Raw genomic sequence first — 20,227 nt, 5'->3', positions numbered from 1 at the left:
AACTTCCTGATTATCTATTTCTTGATTTCGGCTAGCTTCTTCTCCCAGTAAGCCAGCTTTTCTTCGGTACGGTTCAAAATCCGTTGATCCTGGTCAGTAAAGAAACCTCCTTCGGCCTTCACCCGGGCTTCCTCCAGGTGGGCGCGCATGGTTTGGAGGCTGCGCTGGTAAAGCTCCAGGGCATAGGCCGCCCGTTCTCGTTCATGCCCCCAGCCCCCCTGCCAGTCACGTACTGCGGCCTTCAGGAGGTCAAAAAACTTATCGCCTTCTGTATAGAGGTTGACCGTCAACTCCACATCAGACAGGGCCATGGGTATCAGCCTCCCATTTAAGTTAAATAACTCTTCAGTAACTCAGCGATAATTTCGTCGCGCTCCACCCGACGAATCAAATTGCGGGCCCCCTTATGGCTGGTAATGTAAGCCGGGTCCCCTGAGAGGAGGTAGCCGATTAACTGGTTTATGGGATCGTACCCCTTTTCCTTTAAAGCTGCCTGCACTTCTACCAGCACATCCCGGACCTTAACCTTCTCCTCTTTATCCACTTTAAACATCATTGTTTCCTGCATGTCCCCGGACATTACCTTCACACTCCTTGCGGTTTCCCGGTTCTCTCTTAACGAACCTGTTGGGCCACTACCTTAAGGCTGTAGGCCAGCGCCTGGTCCAGCTTGCTGGGATCCTTGCCGCCGGCCTGGGCCATATCCGCCCGACCGCCACCGCCGCCGGCAGCAATCCGGGCCACTTCGCGCAATAAGTTCCCGGCATGGACGCCCCGCTTTACCAGGTCTTTGCTCACCATGGCGACAAAATTAACGCGACCGTCATGCTGGGAACCCAGTACCACCACGCCTGAACCCAGCTTATCCCGTACTTTATCGGCTAGCTCCCGTAAGGCTTCAGCATCGGCTATATCAACCCGGGCCTGCAATACCGGTACCCCGTCTACTTCCCGTACATGGCCCAGCAACTCTCTTACTGTATAACCAGCCAGCTGGTTACGTAACCGGGTGATTTCCCGCTCCATTTCCTTGCCTTTATCCAGGAGTTGCTGCACCCGCCCGGCTACCTGGAAGGGCGGTACTTTGAGCAAACCGGCGACGGTGGCCAGTTCCTGGTATTCCTGGCTAACCAGGTCCAGGGCGGCCGCTCCCGTTACCGCTTCTACCCGGCGCACGCCGGCACCAATGCTACTCTCGCCCGTCAGCCGGAAAAGACCAACCTCACTGGTGGAACGCAGGTGGGTACCGCCGCAAAGTTCCAGGCTATAGGCATCAATCTTTACTACCCGCACCCGTTCGCCATATTTCTCGCCAAAAAGGGCCGTGGCCCCCATGGCCCTGGCTTCCTGGAGGGAAGTCTCCAGGGTCGTTACCGGTAAGTTAGCTAAAACTTTTTGGTTGACCTCTTTTTCAATAGCCCTGAGTTCTTCTTCCGTTAGGGGAGCAAAGTGGGTAAAGTCAAAGCGCAGCCTTTCCGGCGTTACCAGGGAACCGGCCTGGCTGGCATGTTCACCCAGGACGTTCTTTAAAGCCCGGTGCAACAGGTGGGTCGCCGTGTGATTCCTGGCCGCGGCCAGGCGGCGCTCCCTGTCAACCATAATTTTTACTTCCTGCCCGGCAGTCAAATTACCTGCCGTTACAGTCACCTGGTGGACAATCTTCCCGTCGGGCAGGCGCCGGGTATCCTGCACCCTGGCCGCACCGCCGGGCCAGGCCAAACTACCCTGGTCCCCCACCTGGCCGCCACCCTCCGGGTAGCATGGTGTCCGTTCCAAGACGGCATAGCCGGTTTCCCCCCCGGCCAGGGAAGGAACTCGCTCGCCTTCCCGGACCAGAGCTAGGACTTTACCTGTGTCTTCCAGCCGCCCGTAGCCAGTGAACTCCGTGCCGCCGATGTCCCCCAGATTGCCGGCAAAGGCCAGGGCAAATTCATAGGCCTTAACATCTTCCCGGGCCGCCCGTGCCCGTTCCCGCTGGGCTGCCATGGCATCTTCAAAGCCGGCCCTGTCGACCTTTAAGCCCTGCTCGCCAGCAATTTCTTCCGTCAAATCAAGGGGGAAACCATAGGTGTCATATAAAGTAAAGGCTTCCTGGCCGGTGATGGTTTGCCGGCCTTCCCGCCCGGCGCGCTCCATGATGCCGCTTAAGACCCGCATGCCATCATTTAAAGTTTCATGGAAACGCTCTTCTTCCTGGCGTATTACCCGCGCGATATACTCCTGCTGCTCTGCTACTTCCGGGTAGGCCTGCCCCATAATATTGACCACCGTAGCCACCAGGCGGTACAGGAAGGGCTCCTCCACCCCCAGGGCCTTGCCAAATCGGGCCGCCCGGCGTAAAATTCGGCGCAGGACATAGCTGCGGCCCTCATTCCCCGGTAAAACACCGTCGGCAATGAGGAAGGTACAGGCCCGGACATGATCGGCAATGACCCGGAAGGGGAAACCGGCTTCCCCCCGGTCGTAGCCCTGGCCGCTGATTTCTTCCATGGCTTTAATTAACGGCTGCAAGAGGTCAGTGTCAAAATTGCTGTCCACACCTTGTAAAACCGAGGCCACCCGTTCCAGCCCCATGCCGGTGTCAATACTGGGCCGGGGTAAAGGCGTTAAATTACCGTCGGCATCCCGTTCATACTGCATAAAAACAAGGTTCCAGATCTCCAGCCAGCGGTCACAGTCGCAGGCCCCCAGGGCGCAGGGGTTGGAGCGGCAGGCATGCTCTGGCCCGCGGTCGTAGATAATCTCGCTGCAGGGACCGCAGGGTCCGGTATCGCCCATGGCCCAGAAGTTGTCTTTTTCTCCCATGCGTATAATCCGTTCCGCCGGCACGCCAGCTACTTCCTGCCACAGTCGGTAGGCCTCATCGTCATCCTGGTAGACGGTAATCCAGAGGCGTTCTGGCGGCAATTCCAGGACCCTGGTTAAAAACTCCCACGCATAGGCAATAGCCTCGCCCTTGAAGTAATCGCCGAAAGAGAAATTGCCCAGCATTTCAAAAAAGGTATGGTGACGGGCGGTACGCCCGACGGTATCCAGATCGTTATGTTTGCCCCCGGCGCGAACACACTTCTGGGCCGTCGTCGCCCGTTTGAAAGGGCGCCGGTCCAGGCCCAGGAAGACATCTTTAAACTGCACCATGCCGGCATTGGTAAAGAGCAGGGTCGGGTCGTTGGCCGGTACCAGGGAGGAACTGGGGACGATGGTATGACCCTTGCCGGCAAAAAAGTTTAAGAATCTCTCCCGGAGCTCATTCCCCGTCAAAAAACGTCAACTCCTCGTCAAAACTAAACCTCGCCCCCGCCCCGGGGCGGTGAACGAGGTTCTCCCGGCTAAATTTTTCTACATTATACCTGAAGCGGCGAAGGTTGTCAATGAAGGTTCACGCTCCAGAAAAGGTACCCGGCCGTCATTTCCCGGCGGGAAAGGTAGCGGCCGTTCACCAGGTGCCCCTGGACATAATCGACAATGGCCCGGCGTACTGCTGGCGTCAGTTCCAGGTGGGGATAAAGGAAAATCTCCATTTCCTCAATGGCCTGGTCAGGCTCCAGTTCCCTGGTGCTTACCCGTTGCTCCAGCTCTAGGGAAGGATTATATCCCCAGGCATAGAGGAGATGGAAAATATAGAGGACATCCGCCGCTATCCCCGGCATTTCCCCGCCAATGAGCTGCTGCCACAACTCCTTACGGCCACTGATTTCCTGGCGCACGTGACCAGCCAGGAAACAGGCCCCCCGGGAAGCGGCAATCATTTTTCTTAAAGTGGCCGCATCCTTAATCCCCGGGCTCATGAGGGCCAGGACCAGGTCAAAGCTTCCCCGCCAACCCTGTTTATCTAGGTCCACCTCCTCCCAGGTCATCTGGACCGGCTCAATATTGGTTATGCCCTCTTCTCCGGCCCGCTCCTTTAAAATGGTCAGCATCTCCTCTGCCGGGTCCAGGGCCACCACCCGCCGCGCCCGGCGGGCCAGGGGCAGGGCATAGTTACCCGTACCGCAGCCGATATCCAGGATCTCCAGGTCCCGGTCCAAACCGCCGTGGTGGCCCAGCCAGTGGAGGACCTGGGCCACCCTCTGCTTCCCCTCTTCCCCACCGGTCTGGTGGGCAAAATGACTGGCGCGCCGGTTCCAGTAGCCGGTACCATCGCGATCCGGCCGGCGCCGGCCGTAGAGGGACTGCCGGCGCTCCTCCTGCCAGGCCTCTTCCCAGAAATCGGCCCGTTCAAACAAGGGTAATTCCATACTTTCCATAAAACATCACCTCAGCCTCTATTTTACCCTTTTAGCAGCATTTTGCTAGAGAAAAGTATATTTCATTTCAGTCCAATTGAGATCGGGTAAATTATTTTACATACTCCGATGTTTTGCTGCTATATAATCAAGCTATCCTAAAAAAATTAAAGCTTGAGGAGGCGCAACAACGGCAGACCTTAAATTTATCTGTTGCAGCGTTCTGGCCGGAGAACTCAAGAAGGTTTTAAACGACCTATATTTAAAAGCCGAACTTTCCTGTTTAACTCCCGGACTCCATGTCGACAACAGGAAGTTAGAGCAGAAGCTTGTGCCCGCTTTGGAAGATTGCTGCGGCAAAAATCTTGTTTTAATTTATGGCAGCCAATGTCACCCTGAGATGAAAACCTGGCAGCGGAAATACAATTTCCGCCAGCCAGAGGAACCCGACTGTATCGGCATTTTACTTGGACAGGAACGAAGAGAACAGTTCAGCCAGGAAGCCAGGACTTTTTACCTGACCCCGGGTTGGTTGCAGCACTGGAAAGAAATTTTCGAGGAAAACCTGGGATGGGATAAAACCGAAGCACATCTCAATTTTGGCAGGTACGAAAGAATTTTATTCCTGGATAACGGTATAAGTTCAGTCGACGAGGAAAAATTACTTGAGTTTTTTGATTACACGGGCGTACCAATTGAAATTCGCCCGGTGGGTTTAAATCATATCACCAATTTAATTCAGAAGCTGATACAGTATCAATAATCTTTTCAAGTTCAGGCACTTTACCTATTTCAGGTAATAAAAAGAGGGATAGACCTGTCGACAGAATATCGCAGGTCTATCCCTTTTCCTTGGTACATTTAATTTTGAATGAGCTTAACTTACAGTTTAAATTGTAATAACTTAATAATCACCCTTCAAATAATTGGTGAATGGTTCTCCCATGTACTTTACTCTATGCCTGGGCTTGCAAGGGACGCCGAATTACCGTACCTATCAATGCAGGCTTCTGCTTCCTGATGCCTTTTCAGGTAATCCTATAAATCAGCATCGTTTACACGCTAGAAGCAATTTATTTAGATAGAAGTCTGGTGGAAGGGCCCCAGACAATTTAAATTGACCTCCTGCCACCACTCCCTGACTCTAGAATTAAGCGTATACATAAACATCATTTTCTCAGCTGCTCTCCTGTCCTTGCTTATTCAGATCACTACTAACTTACCGGATACGTTACCTGCGCCTGCGATCATAGTAAGACGTCAACGCTTTCCACGGTCAGGAGTACCTCATTACCCTCGGACCGGGCTTTACCGCTTAAACGGTACCCTTTTTTACCGGCAACAACGGCCACCTGCATGACCCCGGTTGCAGCCAGATTCTGGCGGGTTTTTTCCATTTTATAAACCCCGAAAACCAGGGTGTCGTCTCCCCGCACCTCCTTAACTTTGCCTACGACTATGAGATGGGGTTGACCGTTGGCTGACAGAGTAGTGATAGGGATAAAAGCCGACTGGGAAATCACCTCTTTAATTTCCGGCGTCAATATTCCCGTTGCGCAACTGCTGCAACTCATTTTAAAAAACCTCCTTTTGGTGATTTGTCAATTATCCTACCACCCCTGTATAAAAAGATCTGTCAATTTTTTAACATAGCCACCGGGCGATTGCATATTCATGGATAACTGCTAAGCAAAGAACCTGTCAATACAGGGATCGCTTTTTATTACATAGTGTTTACCCTGGCGATCGATAATGCCTGCTTCTGTTAATTGTTGCAGTACCTGAACTGTCATCACCCGAGAAGCGCCCACCATGTCGGCCAACTCCTGCTGGGTTATTTCCAGTTCGATGAGCGTTCCGTTGGGAACCTTCCGGCCGTATTCGGCCGCCAGGCGTATTAATAAACGTAACAGTTTTTCTTTGGTAGAGGTACCTGAGGTTTCGGCGACGTGCTCCAGGGTTTTATAAAGCTTTTGACCCAAATAACTGATAATTTTTACGGCCAGACCCGAGTTTTTCTGAATCAGGGCTTCAAATTGATGCCTGTTGAAACAGCATAATCCCGTTTCTTCCAAGGTTATAGCGCTAAAGAGGTACTCCTGCTCCTGGAACAATGCTGTTTCGCCCAGTACTTCGCCGGGGCCAATAATATCCAGGATTATCTCTTTCCCCCCGTCGGTAACCCGGACCAGCTTTAGCTTGCCTGTTTTCACCAGAAATAAGGTACCGGCATTGTCTCCCTGGTGAAATAAAAAAGTGTTCTTAGCCAGCCGTTTTTTCGTGGCGCTCAAACACACGCTGGTAAATTCGGTCCTGTCCAATCCCTGAAATAGCGGTAGCTCCTGTAAACAAAGAATACAACGTTTCACTACTTACCTCTCCCTTTTTAATCTTAATCTTCCGAGGAAAAGTAGTTGCCACTCCAACATACCAGTAGAATTATTCTAACATACATACTAATAGACTCGCCAGGAGCATGACGGGTGTAAAATAATCCCTGCTTTTGCCTTAGGCCCCAAGGGCAAAAGCAGGTTGCCGTCTGGCGGGACGGTCTATAAGTGGCGGGTTAAAATAAGCAGGGTTAAAAAAACTTAGGCCCCTCCCAATTGAGGGGCCATGCTCTTTATTTATCTGGCCAGCATCTCCCATAAAACGGTAGGGAAGAAGGCGTAGAACTCGGTGGAACGGACGACGTCTTCGATGGGAACCTGGTCCAGGACGGTATGGGCATATACCTCATCTCCAGGGCCGAAGCCGATGGCCGGGATACCGGCTTTACCCATCCAGTAGGTGCCGTTGGTGCTGAAAACCAACTTGCCTACGCCTGTGGGCCGGCCAAAAAGCTGCTCATAGGTTTTGAGGCCGGCCTGCACCAGGAGGTGATCCTCCGGTAAGGCCCAGGCCGGGAAGTATTTATCTACTTTAAAGACAAAGCCGGTGTAGCTGGGTTCATCAAATTCCAGCACTTCCACCATACCGCCGTGGGGCGCGGCCACTTTGCGCACCTGCTCCACGGCCATTTCCTGGGTTTCCCCAAAGGTCAGGCGGCGGTCGATGTAGATAAAGCACTCATCGGGCAGGGCATTGATGGAAGGCGTCTTGCAGTGAATGTCAGTGACGGCAATAGAGCCTTTCCCCAGGAAGGGGTCATCAATAAATTCGTCCCCCATCTGGCTGATACCCTTGATAATTTCTGCCATCTTATAAACAGCATTGACCCCGCGCTCCGGGGCGCTGGCGTGGCAGGTCCGGCCCTTGGTGGTAACCTTCAGCTCCACCCGGCCGCGATGGCCGCGGTAGATATTCATTTTCGTCGGCTCGCCGATGACAACAAAGTCGGGCTTGATCTCGTCCGTGACCACCAGGGAGTTGGGGGCCACGCCGTCGCAGATCTCTTCGATGTTGCCGAAATAATAAAGGGTGAAGTCACGGGTGAGGCCCAGATCCTTCATAATTTTGAGGCCGTACACCATCCCCGGGGTAGAATTCTTCTCATCCCCGGCTCCCAGGCCGTAGAAGATGTCGTTCTCTATCTTGCCTTTATAGGGGTCCCACTGCCACTGGCCGGAATCGGCAATGTCGACTGTATCAATATGACTGTCATACAGGAGTACCCTGGGGCCGTTACCGATACGGCCGACGATATTGCCCATGCTGTCCAGGAAGACATCGTCAAAACCCAGCTTTTTCATTTCCTGGCCAATGCGCTCGGCCACCGCTTTGATGTCCCCGTTGGGGCTGGGGATGGCCACTATATCCCGCAAAAACTGGATTATGTCCTCCCGGTGCCTCTCTACTTCAGCCTTAATCTTTTTAATAGTTTCCTCGTGCATCTGGTTTTCCCCCTCTTAGTGCTGCTTAACTTGACTTTAATTGGGCCGCCATTTTTAATTTATAGTTAATTTATTTCCACGTTGAAAGCAAAATTCCTGCCGGTTAGTAAAAATTTAACTGTCAAATTAACTGCTAACCAGGCGCGCCCAGATAAATTTCACCACAATGCAGCCAATAGCCGTCAGGGGTACGGCCAGGAGCAGGCCGGTCACCCCCCAGAGTTCGCCGCCGGCCAGGAGGGCAAAGATAATTACCAGGGGGTGCAGGCCGACACTTTCACTTAAAATACGGGGAGCCAGTAAACTACTTTCTATCTGCTGGACAATGACCATGACTGCCAGGGCGTAGAGGGCCGTTTTTTTCGATTCTAGCAAGGTCAGGGCCAGGACGGGAACAGCACCGATTACCGGTCCAAAATAGGGAATTAAATCGGCCAGGCCCACTACTACGCCTAAGATGACTGCATACCGGGAACCAACCAGGGCCAGGCCCAGGCCGGTTAGGAAACCTACAATCAGGGAAACCAGTAGGTGGCCGCGGATGAAACTGGTCAAAACCCGGTCAATCTCCAGCCACAGGCCTAAGGCATCTTCTTTCACCTGGATGGGTAGCAGGTGGCTGGCCGCCCGGCCGATTTGTTCACTATCGCGCAAGAGGTAATAGGCTAAAATTGGCGCCAGGAGGAAACTGGCAGCCCCGGCCAGGAGATCGAGCAAGGCCTGGAGGGCCTGACGGGCGCTCTGCTGGAATGTGGCGCTGATATTGGTGATAGATTCATCTAAAAGCCGGCGCAAGCCGGCAGGTATGGCTACCTGATGGTACCGCTGGTAGAAACCCTGGACCAGCCCCTCCACCTCGGCCGTAAAGGCCGGTAACTGGGTAAGAAATTCATTTAATTCCCGGATTAGCTGGGGTAAAATAAAGAAAAATAACGGCAGGGAAAGGGCCAGGATAAGCAGGTAGAGGAGTAAAATGGCCAGGGGTCGCCTTAAACCCTTCTTCTCCAGCTTTACCATGGCCGGCTTTAAAAGGTAGGCCAGGAAGGCCGCCAGGAGGAAAGGTGTCAAAATCTCGCGCACAAGGTAAAGAAAAAACAAGGCCGCGGCCAGGAAAAGCCCGGCCCCGGCCAGGCGCCACATTTTTAAAGTCCGCTTGACCGTCATGCTTTTCCCAACCTAAGGTCTACCCTGGGGACGGCGGTGGACAACTCCCCTGGATCGCGCCGGCAACTGCTCCTCTAGCGGAGCAGGGGGTACTGGTTTCTGTTGGAATGGGGGTGTTTCCCGGGGCCAGTTTAAGGTACTGCCGATTATGGCACCCATGATACTGCCAGCGATAAAACCACGCCAGAAGCTCAAGCCCACCTTGCTCCCCTACCCTTCCAGAGCTATTAAAGTCCCGTCCTCAGCGACATTAAAGATTTCCCGGTGATCGTTAAATTCTACGAAACAATCCCAGCAGTAATATTGATCGGTCCCGATTTTACCGATGGACTTACTCCCGCAATGGGGGCAGTTTAACATTTAACTCACTCCCTATAGGTAAAAAATGATCTTAATCCATGATTACTGCATCCGTACCCCACTTAACCTCCCCGGTGAGGGGAATTTCCTGGCGCCCCTCCAGGAGGTCGTTGACCAGGCCCGTAGATATCTCCAGGGCCTTCACCTGGCCGGAAGGAAGATCAACTACCAGGTCCTCTACCAGGCCCACTTCCTGGCCGTCCCGGCTTAAAAGGCGCAGGCCTTTAATATCCTGCCAGCGCCTGAACCCTGCCGGCAGTTCATGGCCGATGGCCTCTGCACCGGCAACAGTAAAGGTTTTTGGTCCCCGGGCCCGCAATTCCTCAAAGGATACCACCCGGGGCTGCCGCAGCCAGTTGCCGTCGGCCAGGACCAGGGCCTTTAAAATGCCGGTTTTATCGTCATAGAGGAGGTCCTGGACCCGGCCCAATTCTTCCCCCTGGTCCTGGCTGATGACCGGTAAACCAACCAGTTCCCTCCCCTTGGGCATAGCCAAACCTCCGCCAAAAAAGATAACCTTCCTCTAGTATAACCAGGGAAGGTTAACGGCATGCGCTTAGCATTTCTCCTATTCATCGGAAATCAGGAACTTGGGTAGGCTCGATGGTCCCGCCGCCTACCACCAGGTCACCCTGGTAGTAGACGACCGCCTGGCCCGGGGTGATGGCCCGCTGGGGCTCGTCAAACTCCAGCCTGGCCCGGCCGTCTTCCAGGGGGTACCAGGTGGCCGCCGCCTCCGGGGCCCGGTAACGTATTTTAGCCGTTACCCGGGCGTGGGACGGCAGTTCCCCCCAGAGGATGTAGTTGTTGTCCCGGGCATAGAGAACACGTCGCTCCAGGTCTTTTTTGCTACCGACAATAACAGCATTGCGTTCTGGATCCAGGGCTACCACAAAATATGGCTTACCCAGGGCCAGGCCCAAACCTTTACGCTGGCCGATGGTATAATAAGGTAATCCCCGGTGCTGGCCCAACACCCGGCCCTTGACATCCAGGATAGGGCCGGGTTTTATAGCCTGCGCTACCTTGCTGCGGAGGTAAGCGCGGTAATCACCCTCAGTGATAAAACAAATATCCTGGGACTCGGCTTTTTCGGCTACCGGCAGGCCATAGCTTTTAGCAATTTGGCGCACTTCAGTTTTAGTATACTCTCCCAGGGGTAATAAGATATGGGCCAGCTGTTCCTGGGTGAAGGAATAAAGGACATAGCTCTGGTCCTTGTCGGCATCCCGTCCTCTGGCCAAAAGATACCGGTCCCGCCCGGCATCGTAAAGACGCCGGGCATAATGGCCGGTGGCCAGATAATCCATACCTAAGGCCCTGGCCTTTTTTAAAAGGGCATCAAACCTTACCTTGCGGTTGCAAGCTATGCAGGGATTGGGAGTTTCCCCTTTTAAGTAAGAGGCGATAAAATAATCAATGACTTCCCGTTTAAAAAGCTCGCGAAAATTTAAGACATAATAAGGTATATCCAGGATGCCGGCCACCCGGCGGGCATCGTCGACGGCAGCAAGACTGCAACAGCCGGTTTCCCCCGCTGGTGGCGGCGTACCCTCAGGCCACTGGTCCAGGGTGACGCCGATTACTTCATAGCCGGCTTCCTTCAATAAAGCGGCGGCCGTAGAACTGTCCACGCCGCCGCTCATGGCTACCATAACTTTTTCCTTGCGGGCCGCTTTGGCCACCCCCTGAATTTAGAAGTCAGAAGGTCACATTAGCTCATCATCGTGAAAAGAATCTCAGGATGCTTTCTTACTCTTATTCTGGTAATCTTCGATAGCTTTATGCAGGGCGTCGGCAGCCAGATTGGAACAGTGCATCTTCTGGGCCGGCAGGCCGTCCAGGGCCTCGGCCACCGCCTTATTGCTTATTTGCAAGGCTTCTTCTATGGTTTTACCTTTGACCATTTCCGTCACCATGCTGCTGGTGGCAATGGCGGCACCACAGCCAAAGGTTTTGAACTTGACATCCTTGATAATACCGTCTTCTACCTGGATGTACAGGCGCATGATATCGCCGCAAACGGGGTTACCCACTTCACCGACACCGCTGGGATTTTCAATCTCGCCCACATTACGGGGATTGGTAAAATGGTCCATGACCTTTTCCGAATACACCCTGCTCACTCCTTCGCAGATGAGATGTTTCTTCACCGTTGATTATATAAAGGCGACATGGAACGCAGCCGGGCCACTATCTCCGGCATTACTTCCAGGACGTAGTCAATATCTGCTTCCGTATTGTCACGGCCCAGGGTCATGCGTACCGAGCCGTGGGCCACTTCGTGGGGAATCCCCATGGCCAGGAGGACATGGGACGGGTCCAGGGAACCGGAAGTACAGGCCGAACCGCTGGAAGCGCAGATGCCCTTCATGTCCAGGCTCAGAAGCAGGGATTCGCCTTCCACATAGCGGAAGCTGAAGTTGGCATTGGTAGCCACCCGTTTTTCCCTGTCGCCGTTTAACTGCACATCCTCAATCCGGTTCAGAATACCGTCAATCAGCTTATCCCGCAGGCCCTTCAGGCGCTCCATTTCGCTATCCAATTCCTGGCCGGCCAGTTCCGCCGCCCGGCCAAAGCCGACAATACCCGGCATGTTTTCCGTACCCGGCCGGCGTTTGCGCTCCTGGGCCCCACCGTGGAGGATGGGGTTAATTCTGGTGCCTTTACGGATATAAAGACAACCAACGCCCTTGGGACCGTAAATCTTATGGCTGGAAGCCGAGAGCAGGTCAACATTCAGTTCATCGACATTAACGGGGATTTTGCCCACGCTCTGGACGGCGTCGGTATGGAAGATAATTCCCCGCTCCCGGGCCAGGTGTCCTATCTCTTTAATGGGCTGGATGGTACCCACTTCATTGTTGACGTGCATGACGCTGATGAGGATGGTTTCATCGGTAATAGCCTCTTCGACATCCTCTACCCGCACCAGGCCTTCCGGTGTTACCGGCAGGAAGGTTATTTTAAAGCCATGGCGCATCAAATACTGAGCCGTATGCAGGACGGCATGGTGCTCGATACTGGAGGTTATAATATGGCGGCCCTTTTTCTCATTGGCCGCAGCCGTACCGATAAGGGCCAGGTTATCGGCCTCAGTACCACCGCTGGTAAAGAAAATCTCCTCCGGCCGGGCGCCAATAAGGCTGGCTACCTTTTCCCGGGCCTCGTCCAGGGCCTTTTTCGCCTCCCGGCCGTAACTGTAAATGGTGGAGGGATTGCCAAAGGCCTCGTCCTTGAGAAAGGGTAGCATGGCTTCCAGTACTTCGGGCCGGACTGGTGTGGTGGCACTGTGATCAAGATATACCCTGCGCATTAATTCCACCCTTTTCTTTCCTCAGATATAATACATGTAGTATTTGTCATTCTGCTGCATTTTACTGGCTTTGGCTACCATGTCGGCCAGGGTAAAGCTGTCCAGGACGTCGCTGATGCTGTCCCGCACCTTTTCCCAGATGTCCCTGGTGACACAGGTTTCCGCCCGCTCGCAACCCTCGCCTTCGCCGGCATTCAAGCAATCTACCGGGGCAATGGGGCCTTCCAGGACGCGGATAATATCTCCTACGGTAATTTCTTCCGGGTCGCGGCTGAGGATATATCCTCCCTGGGCGCCACGGACGCTTTTTACCAGGCCGGCCTTGCGCAAAACGGCAATGAGCTGTTCCAGGTAGTGCTCGGATATATCCTGCCTTTCGGCCACACTTTTAATGGGGATGGGGCCTTCGCCGTAATGCTGGGCCAGGTCAAACATGGCCCGCAGGCCATATTCACCCCGCGTTGAGAGTTTCACCCCACCACCTCCAATCCCTACTGGTTTCCTCGGTAATAATATCTTAGCAACTAACTCGGGTATTGTCAATGCTAAAGTTGACTTTTTTACTCTGCTTTTTTAAATTATCCCGGGTGGAAAGAAAATATACTGATTTTAGATTCCTTCCTCATTTTACCATAGCAGGCCGCATAAAAAATAGCCCCGGAGGTTACTTCCGGGGCCAGGGCGGTATTAACTACTCGCCAAAGGTATTTAATGTTTAACTGCTTAACTTCTTTTGTAATTTTTCATACCATAAAGAATGCCTCTTACGGACATACTCCTCATCCACGTATCCGGTAAACATACCGGGCAAAAGGGGCTGGTTAGCTTTAAAGATAAAGGCCGCCAGATGGGCAATAATGCCGACTATAATCATTACCATTCCCAGGTTATGCAGGTTGGTAGCCCAGTCAAGAAGAGTATCAGAAAAAGTTATGCCCGGGAAATTTTTAATCGCTTTAATGAATCCGGTAACAATAAGCAAGAGCAGGTTAAAGGCAATAAAAGCATAGGCCACACGTTGCTCAGCCAGGTACTTATCAGCAGGAGGTTCTTCACCAAACCCCAGCATGGCTTTGATAACGATTAAAGACTCTCTGACATCGCCGCGACGGGGCAGGATAGTAAACTCGCGGCGCAAGCTGTGATAAACAATATGAAAAGCAGCCGCAAATACCAGCCAGATAGCCGCCACATAATGCAGGGTAAGGGTAATGTGGAAATTAGAGGACCAGGTTAAGCCCGGAATCTTATCAACCATATAGCGCTGGTAAAGGGGTAATTGCCCCAGGCCGCTGAAGATCAGGAGAAAGGTAGAAATGGCTACTGACCAGTGCACGAACCGTACCGCGAGGCTATGCCTTTTAATGCGCCCGCTTTTATTCATTATTCCCATCACCTTTCATGCCTTTATATACTGCCAGGCCAGCTGCCAGGACACCGGCTACCGGCGCCAGCAGCAACCCCTGGGCCAGCCCATTGGCAGTTTCAAGATAGTTTTCTACTTCCACAGGTAAGCCGGGGCTCTGTTTTTGCTCCATTAAAGCCCGGTGCAGGACTGTAAAGGGTACTGCCGAAACATAAAAGGTAGAAGTACCGCCATTTTCTTTTTCCCCATATATATAGCCGTTAATGGCGGCTGCCCTGGCGCGGGCTTTTTTACGCATTTCTTCCTTAGGCCCAAAGGCTATGGCCCCCCGGGGACAAGCCTCTACGCAGGCCGGCAGGGCTCCCCTGGTAATCCTGCTGTAACAGAGATCGCATTTATACATTACTCCCCCGCCCGCGAACTTGGGGGCTACTTTTAAGTATAAACCTACGCCCGCCTGGCGCTGGGGAATATGCCAGGGGCAGACTTCACGGCACTTGGCCCCGCCAAAGCAGATATTGGGATCTATCAGCACTGGCCCTTCGGGCGTTTTTTCCTGGGCGCTGAAAGGGCACAGGTTGGCACAGGGGGGATTATCGCAATGCATACACCGCCTGGGGATAAACACAGTTGCCTTTTTACCTTGGTGTTCTACTTCAACTTTTTGGACGAAAGTCCAGTTATAAGGGGTCAGGCGGTTGGTTACATCCTGCTTTTGGGACCAGTCTTCAAATTTTTTCTGGGGCCAGTAAGGCCGGATGTCTTCGGGTCGCGGTTGAGGAAAACGGTCGCGGTTAGTTTCCCGGCAGGCTACCACACAGGCAGGCAATTTTTTATCAGCGCAGCCATCACATCTGGTCAAATCAATCAGCGTACCTACCGGTGTTGTAGCTGCCCAGGCGGTTTCAAGCTTGTTCAATCCGGTGAGGGCTATCCCGCCGGCAATACCGGCAACAGCGGTGCGTTTTAGAAATTCACGCCTGTTCATGTATGGTTCTCACTCTCCCCTTTATAATTCCAATTACTATAATACGGTCTTTGTTATTCGCCGTCAATATTATTTAGCGAAATACAAGGTAATCTTTATTCAGCCCCCATTTTATCAGCTGGCCTGTTGCAGTAATAATACCCCGGAAAGCTTATAGCAGGAATTGCATCTTCCTGCCCAAGACTTGCATTTCCTGGCAAGGTATGCTACTTTTATTCTTGCTGGAAATACAGCCCAGAGGAGGCCTGGACCTTGACTAAAGATGTAATTGCTGCCATTAAAGAACGGCGGAGCATCCGCCGTTTCAAGCCCGACCCCATTCCCGAAGCTACCATCGGCCGCCTGCTGGAAGCAGCCTGCGCCGCGCCTTCGGCCGGTAACGTGGAGCCGTGGTTTTTCTATTGCATCTATAAGGATGATCTAAAAGAGGCCCTGGCCCGGGCAGCCCTGGGCCAGAAGTTCGTTGCCTGGGCGCCGGTCGTCATTGTGGTATGCGCCGACCCGGAAAGGGCTGCCACCGCTTACGGTGAACGGGGCCGCAATCTTTATTGCCTGCAAGACACGGCTGCTGCCGTCACTAACCTCATGCTGGCCGCCACCGGCTACGGCCTGGGGACCTGCTGGGTAGGGGCTTTCAGTGAAGCTGAGGTAAGCCGCGTCCTTTCTTTACCACCCAACCTGCGGCCGGTAGCCATCATACCGGTGGGTTACCCCGACCAGACGCCAGCACCGCGGCCGCGCCGTTCCCTGGAAGAGGTGGTAAGGGTTATACGTTAAATAAAAGTATGATTGGCCCCGGGATCTTTCCCGGGGCCAGAAAAGCCATAAGAAGTCCTTCCAGGGGGTCCGGTAAAGGGCGGCCCTGGCTTTAAAACCATTTACCGTGGCAGGAAAGTCAATCCTACCCGGCTATCTTCCTGACAAACTCCCTGGCCCGTTCCAGCAAGGGCCCGCGGTAATCTTCCACCTTGCCGTGGTCGCACAGGGCCGTCAGGTCCGGATCCAGGGGCAGGGTGCCCAGCAGGGGGATACCGGCTTCTGCTGCCGCTGCTTCGGCGCGGCTGGGACCAAAGAGATAAATTTCCTTGCCGCAGTCCGGGCAGAGAGCATAGCTCATATTTTCCACCAGGCCCAGGATTTTAACGTTCATCATGGCCGCCATCTTAACAGCTTTGCGGACCACCATCTGGGCCAGTTCCTGGGGTGAACTGACAATTACCAGGCCGTCCAGGGGTAAAGACTGGAGCACCGTCAGGGGGGCGTCCCCGGTCCCCGGCGGCAGGTCTACCAGCAGGTAATCCAGGTCGCCCCAGATCACATCGGTCCAGAATTGCTTGACGGCCCCGCCGATCAGGGGACCGCGCCAGATGACCGGGTCATCTTCATGGGGCAGCAAAAGGTTAAGGGACATGATCCGGGTACCCCCGGGACTTTGGGGCGGAATCATGCCGTGACCGGTGCCCTCCGGCTGCCGGCGGACGCCGAACATCCTAGGGATGCTGGGACCGGTAATGTCGGCATCCAGGATGCCCACCTGGTAACCGGCCTGTTGCAGGGCCACCGCCAGCAAAGCCGTTACCGAAGACTTGCCGACGCCGCCCTTGCCGCTCATGATGCCGATAACGTGCTTGATGTTGCTCAGTTCATGGGGCGGGATGTGGCCCGGCTTTTTGGCCTCGCAGGTCGTAGAATTGCAGGTTGACGGGTTGCAGGTTTCGCAAGCTTCTGTAGCCAATGTTTTTCACCTCGTAATAATTATACCCCTATGTGGTCATATGTCAATATTTTGTTTCCACCAGGCTGCAACAGAGTTGCTTGACTATCAAAGGATTGGCATGTCGTAGGTCGGCCAGGGTGGACATCATAAGTTGGGAGCTCAATACCAGCAAAGGCCAGATCTGGTGTTCTATTTTCCAATTCCTTTTTGCGTGTTACAATGGAAGCAAAGAACCCTACCCCTGTTTGAGGTGTAATTGATGGACCTGTTCGAGCAAGCCAGCGAGGAAAGCCGGGAGGCGCGAGCGCCCCTGGCAGTAAGGATGCGGCCGCGTACTCTAGATGAATTTATCGGCCAGGAAAAGATCGTTGGGCCCGGTACCCTGCTGCGCCGGGCCATAGAGAATGACAGCCTGACCTCCATTATCCTCTGGGGGCCGCCGGGGAGCGGCAAAACGACCCTGGCCCGGATTATCGCCCGCATGACCAGGGCCCACTTTGAGGCTTTAAATGCCGTTTTGGACGGCGTTAACGATATTCGCCGGGTAATTGCCGCCGCCCGGGAGCGGGAAAAATACTACCAGCAAAAGACGGTTATCTTTGTAGACGAGATTCACCGCTGGGCCAAAAATATCCAGGACGCCCTCCTCCCCTGCGTTGAGGAAGGGTTACTCACCCTCATCGGTGCCACGGTGGAAAACCCCATGTTCACCGTCAATGCCGCCATTCGTTCCCGTTCCCGGATCTTCCGCCTGGAGGCCCTGTCCAGTGAAGCCATCCTGGCCCTCCTCCGCCGCGCCCTGGCGGACCCCGAGCGGGGCCTGGGTAAGTTTAGCGTCGCAGTCGAGCCGGAGGCCCTGGAGCACCTGGCCCGGGTGGCCAACGGTGATGCCCGGGTAGCTTTAAACGCCCTGGAGTTTGCCGTCCTCACCACCCCACCGGACGAAAAGGGCCGGCGTATCCTCACCCTGAAAGTCGCCGAAGAGGCCATCCAGCAGCGGGCCGTCCTTTACGACCGGGACGGCGACCAGCATTACGACTGCGTTTCGGCCTGGATAAAAAGCATGCGCGGCTCCGATCCCGACGCTGCCCTCTACTGGCTGGCCCGGATGATCTACGCCGGCGAAGACCCGGCCTTCCTGGCCCGCCGGCTCCTTATCCATGCCGCCGAAGATGTGGGCCTGGCTGATCCCCAGGCCCTGGTAGTGGCCAGCGCCGCCGCCCAGGCTGTGGAACGGGTGGGCCTGCCAGAGGGCCGCATTATCCTGGCCGAAGCCACCCTCTATATTGCCCTGGCCCCCAAGAGCAACTCGGTTATCAAAGCCATCGACGCCGCTCTGGCGGCAGTGGAAAAAGAAACCGCCTGCCCGGTACCAATCCACCTGCGGGATGCCAACTACCGGGGCGCGGCTGCCTTCGGCCACGGGAAGGGGTATAAATACCCCCACGACTACCCCGGCGGCTGGGTGGAACAGCAGTACCTGCCTGACAACCTCCAGGGGAAAGTTTTTTACCACCCCAGCGACTACGGCCGGGAAGGGCAAATGAAAACCGCCTGGCAGCAGCGCACCAGGCGGCGGAAATAATGGGCTAGTTTATAAATTCTTCTCCAGCACCTGGACCAGTTTGTCTTTAGTCTGGTACCCTACTAGCCGGGAGACAACTTCGCCGTTTTTAAACAGTAAAAGGGTGGGAATACTCATAATGCCATAATCAGACGCTATCGAGGGATACTCGTCCACGTTGAGCTTGGCCACCTTGATTTTACCTTCGTATTCCCCGGCCAGTTGCTCCACAAGGGGAGCAATCATCCGGCAGGGGCCACACCAGGCGGCCCAGAAGTCAACCAGGACCGGGGGCTTCGCGGAGAGCACTTCTTCTTTAAAATTGGCATCCGTGAGGGTAACGATATTGTTCGCTGCCAAACCTATCCTCTCCCTTCGCTTTTTCCCTTTAGCTGGTGAAGCGGTTTAAAACATCAATAAGCTCATCAATTATTTCTCCATCTTCCTGATTGACTATAGCCGTCCGGACACAGCCACGGACATGGGCTTCAAAAATCATAGTGCCGACCTTTTTCAAGGCTGCCCGCGCGGCGGCAATTTGAATGAGAATATCGACACAATACTTGTCCTCTTCAATCATGCGGTGGATACCCTTGACCTGACCCTCGATCTTCCGCAGGCGGAGCAGTAAATCATCCCGCTGGGGTGCATAGGAACTCTCCTCGCCAGGCCTCCTACTCACTTCGCTAAACCTCCTTCCCCGGGGATACCCTTATCCAGTATACAGCATAATTGCAGCAACGGCAACTAGCAATCGGTCTGGTTCAGGATGTTCCTTACCACCAGGCTGGCCAGGAGCAGGCCGGCCACGGCTGGGACAAAAACCATACTGCCGGGGGGTTGTCTCTCGCCTGGCGCTAGTTCCGGGTTGGGCCGGGCCGGCAGGGGCGGTTCTTCCGAGTAGACTACTGTCAGGCCCGTAGTGATGCCCCGGGCTTTTAGTCCCCGCCGGACGGCCCGGGCCAGGGGACACCCCCTGGTAGCGCTGATGTCGGCCACCCTTAAACGGGTGGGGTCCAGGCGATTGCCCGCTCCCATACTGCTGACCACAGGTACTCCCGCCTGCAGGGCCGTAGCCAGGAGGTCTATCTTCGCTCCCACACTGTCAATGGCATCCACCAGGTAATCCAGGTCGCGCCGGACAAATTGCGGGCCTTTTCCCGGACTGTAGACTTCCTGCCGGGTAACTATTACTGCCTCCGGGTTGATCTCCCAGCAGCGCCGAGCCAGGACTTCTACCTTGGGCTGGCCCAGGGTTGAATGCAGAGCAGGTACCTGGCGGTTGATGTTGCTGGGTCGAACTACATCCGGGTCTACCAGTTCCAGGTAACCTATACCCGCGCGGGCCAGGGCCTCCACAGCAAAGGAGCCGACTCCGCCGGTACCAATTACCGCTACCCTGGCTGCCGCCAGGCGGGCCCGCCCTTCGGGCCCAATGAGCATTTCCGTGCGGGACCAGAAACTCTCCACCTTGCCCACCAAAAAATAAAACCCCACAAATGCCGTGCTCACCGTGTGTTTAATGAACCCGCTCTCCGCAGGTGGGTGCCTCCCTGGACGCTTTTTGCTTCCCCTCCATGGGGGCCTGCAAGCCACGCCCAGAGGTTGGGCTCCCTTTGTATAGGTGTTGGCTCAAAACTCCACGGTGCAACACGAACATCGCAGGGTAAAATTCTTTACTCCTCCTGTTGCA

23 protein-coding genes and 1 other RNA gene are annotated in these 20,227 nt (G+C 54.4%); 3 read left to right on the top strand and 21 right to left on the bottom strand.

The features are described 5' to 3' along the window. Window positions 1-14 precede the first annotated feature (14 nt). From MOST_RS04395 to MOST_RS04380, 4 genes are all read right to left on the bottom strand, one after another. Window positions 15-311: a hypothetical protein gene (locus MOST_RS04395; RefSeq protein WP_054936468.1), complete on the bottom strand. Its 297-nt coding sequence runs from the start codon at window positions 309-311 to the stop codon at window positions 15-17. Window positions 312-328: 17 nt separating this feature from the next. Beyond that, window positions 329-580, bottom strand: coding sequence for an IreB family regulatory phosphoprotein (locus MOST_RS04390; RefSeq protein ID WP_054936467.1), 252 nt, complete (start codon window positions 578-580; stop codon window positions 329-331). Window positions 581-615: 35 nt separating this feature from the next. Further along, window positions 616-3,261, bottom strand: coding sequence for an alanine--tRNA ligase (alaS, locus tag MOST_RS04385; RefSeq protein ID WP_054936466.1), 2,646 nt, complete (start codon window positions 3,259-3,261; stop codon window positions 616-618). A 107-nt stretch (window positions 3,262-3,368) separates the two neighbouring features. Continuing rightward, on the bottom strand, window positions 3,369-4,247 hold the full coding sequence (locus tag MOST_RS04380) for a class I SAM-dependent methyltransferase (protein WP_054936465.1): 879 nt from the start codon (window positions 4,245-4,247) through the stop codon (window positions 3,369-3,371). A gap of 187 nt (window positions 4,248-4,434) precedes the next feature. On the opposite strand from MOST_RS04380, the gene MOST_RS04375 reads away from it, so the two are divergent. Continuing rightward, a complete protein-coding gene (locus MOST_RS04375; protein ID WP_083476572.1) occupies window positions 4,435-4,989 on the top strand; it encodes a DUF1638 domain-containing protein in 555 nt (184 codons plus the stop codon). Between the two features lie 484 nt (window positions 4,990-5,473). Here the strand turns inward: MOST_RS04375 and MOST_RS04370 are convergent, their stop codons facing one another. The 12 genes from MOST_RS04370 to MOST_RS04315 all read right to left on the bottom strand — a co-directional run bounded on the left by MOST_RS04370 (window position 5,474) and on the right by MOST_RS04315 (window position 15,253). Then, window positions 5,474-5,800 carry a pyridoxamine 5'-phosphate oxidase family protein gene (locus MOST_RS04370; RefSeq protein ID WP_054936463.1) on the bottom strand — a complete coding sequence of 109 codons (327 nt, stop codon included), beginning with the start codon at window positions 5,798-5,800 and terminating at the stop codon, window positions 5,474-5,476. 111 nt (window positions 5,801-5,911) lie between these two features. After that, the gene (locus MOST_RS04365; protein WP_054936462.1) at window positions 5,912-6,595 is read right to left on the bottom strand and encodes a Crp/Fnr family transcriptional regulator; all 684 of its coding nucleotides are present in this window, start codon (window positions 6,593-6,595) and stop codon (window positions 5,912-5,914) included. Window positions 6,596-6,853: 258 nt separating this feature from the next. Beyond that, the gene (locus tag MOST_RS04360; RefSeq protein WP_054936461.1) at window positions 6,854-8,059 is read right to left on the bottom strand and encodes a YgeY family selenium metabolism-linked hydrolase; all 1,206 of its coding nucleotides are present in this window, start codon (window positions 8,057-8,059) and stop codon (window positions 6,854-6,856) included. Window positions 8,060-8,185: 126 nt separating this feature from the next. Further along, window positions 8,186-9,223 (bottom strand): AI-2E family transporter, encoded by a 1,038-nt coding sequence (locus MOST_RS04355; protein WP_054936460.1) that lies wholly within the window; start codon window positions 9,221-9,223, stop codon window positions 8,186-8,188. 210 nt (window positions 9,224-9,433) lie between these two features. Then, on the bottom strand, window positions 9,434-9,583 hold the full coding sequence (locus tag MOST_RS17475; RefSeq protein ID WP_106007038.1) for a YrzR-like zinc ribbon domain: 150 nt from the start codon (window positions 9,581-9,583) through the stop codon (window positions 9,434-9,436). Between the two features lie 31 nt (window positions 9,584-9,614). Then, complete coding sequence (locus MOST_RS04345) at window positions 9,615-10,073, bottom strand: PRC-barrel domain-containing protein (RefSeq protein WP_054936459.1); 459 nt, start codon at window positions 10,071-10,073, stop codon at window positions 9,615-9,617. 82 nt (window positions 10,074-10,155) lie between these two features. Continuing rightward, the gene (mnmA, locus tag MOST_RS04340; protein ID WP_054936522.1) at window positions 10,156-11,238 is read right to left on the bottom strand and encodes a tRNA 2-thiouridine(34) synthase MnmA; all 1,083 of its coding nucleotides are present in this window, start codon (window positions 11,236-11,238) and stop codon (window positions 10,156-10,158) included. A gap of 84 nt (window positions 11,239-11,322) precedes the next feature. Beyond that, the gene (gene nifU, locus MOST_RS04335; RefSeq protein ID WP_054936458.1) at window positions 11,323-11,700 is read right to left on the bottom strand and encodes a Fe-S cluster assembly scaffold protein NifU; all 378 of its coding nucleotides are present in this window, start codon (window positions 11,698-11,700) and stop codon (window positions 11,323-11,325) included. A gap of 32 nt (window positions 11,701-11,732) precedes the next feature. Then, window positions 11,733-12,899, bottom strand: coding sequence for a cysteine desulfurase NifS (nifS, locus tag MOST_RS04330; RefSeq protein ID WP_054936521.1), 1,167 nt, complete (start codon window positions 12,897-12,899; stop codon window positions 11,733-11,735). A 21-nt stretch (window positions 12,900-12,920) separates the two neighbouring features. Next, complete coding sequence (locus MOST_RS04325) at window positions 12,921-13,373, bottom strand: RrF2 family transcriptional regulator (protein WP_054936457.1); 453 nt, start codon at window positions 13,371-13,373, stop codon at window positions 12,921-12,923. A gap of 241 nt (window positions 13,374-13,614) precedes the next feature. Next, window positions 13,615-14,283 (bottom strand): formate dehydrogenase subunit gamma, encoded by a 669-nt coding sequence (locus tag MOST_RS04320; protein ID WP_208974829.1) that lies wholly within the window; start codon window positions 14,281-14,283, stop codon window positions 13,615-13,617. Continuing rightward, entirely contained in the window at window positions 14,276-15,253 is a 978-nt protein-coding gene (locus MOST_RS04315) for a 4Fe-4S dicluster domain-containing protein (protein WP_054936455.1), read from the bottom strand. Before MOST_RS04315 ends, MOST_RS04320 begins: the two co-directional genes overlap by 8 nt. Window positions 15,254-15,505: 252 nt before the next feature. On the opposite strand from MOST_RS04315, the gene MOST_RS04310 reads away from it, so the two are divergent. Then, on the top strand, window positions 15,506-16,030 hold the full coding sequence (locus tag MOST_RS04310; RefSeq protein WP_054936454.1) for a nitroreductase family protein: 525 nt from the start codon (window positions 15,506-15,508) through the stop codon (window positions 16,028-16,030). Window positions 16,031-16,154: 124 nt separating this feature from the next. Here the strand turns inward: MOST_RS04310 and MOST_RS04305 are convergent, their stop codons facing one another. Next, window positions 16,155-16,988 (bottom strand): Mrp/NBP35 family ATP-binding protein, encoded by an 834-nt coding sequence (locus tag MOST_RS04305; protein WP_054936453.1) that lies wholly within the window; start codon window positions 16,986-16,988, stop codon window positions 16,155-16,157. 241 nt (window positions 16,989-17,229) lie between these two features. Here MOST_RS04305 and MOST_RS04300 point away from each other — a divergent pair, with 241 nt between their 5' ends. Continuing rightward, complete coding sequence (locus tag MOST_RS04300; RefSeq protein WP_054936452.1) at window positions 17,230-18,555, top strand: AAA family ATPase; 1,326 nt, start codon at window positions 17,230-17,232, stop codon at window positions 18,553-18,555. Window positions 18,556-18,564: 9 nt separating this feature from the next. Here the strand turns inward: MOST_RS04300 and trxA are convergent, their stop codons facing one another. The 4 genes from trxA to ssrS all read right to left on the bottom strand — a co-directional run bounded on the left by trxA (window position 18,565) and on the right by ssrS (window position 20,205). Continuing rightward, on the bottom strand, window positions 18,565-18,900 hold the full coding sequence (trxA, locus tag MOST_RS04295; RefSeq protein ID WP_277995696.1) for a thioredoxin: 336 nt from the start codon (window positions 18,898-18,900) through the stop codon (window positions 18,565-18,567). A gap of 22 nt (window positions 18,901-18,922) precedes the next feature. Beyond that, the gene (locus tag MOST_RS04290; protein WP_054936450.1) at window positions 18,923-19,216 is read right to left on the bottom strand and encodes a metal-sensitive transcriptional regulator; all 294 of its coding nucleotides are present in this window, start codon (window positions 19,214-19,216) and stop codon (window positions 18,923-18,925) included. A 65-nt stretch (window positions 19,217-19,281) separates the two neighbouring features. Next, complete coding sequence (locus tag MOST_RS04285; protein ID WP_244267005.1) at window positions 19,282-20,013, bottom strand: tRNA threonylcarbamoyladenosine dehydratase; 732 nt, start codon at window positions 20,011-20,013, stop codon at window positions 19,282-19,284. Between the two features lie 7 nt (window positions 20,014-20,020). Beyond that, a non-coding RNA gene (gene ssrS / locus MOST_RS04280) (6S RNA) lies at window positions 20,021-20,205 on the bottom strand. Window positions 20,206-20,227 lie beyond the last annotated feature (22 nt).

Origin of the sequence: Neomoorella stamsii, from assembly GCF_002995805.1 — a bacterium.
Taxonomy (GTDB): Bacteria; Bacillota; DSM-521; order Neomoorellales; family Neomoorellaceae; genus Neomoorella; species Neomoorella stamsii.
The sequence above is the reverse complement of the archived record's forward strand: the minus strand, read 5'-3'. Positions and strand labels throughout refer to the sequence as shown.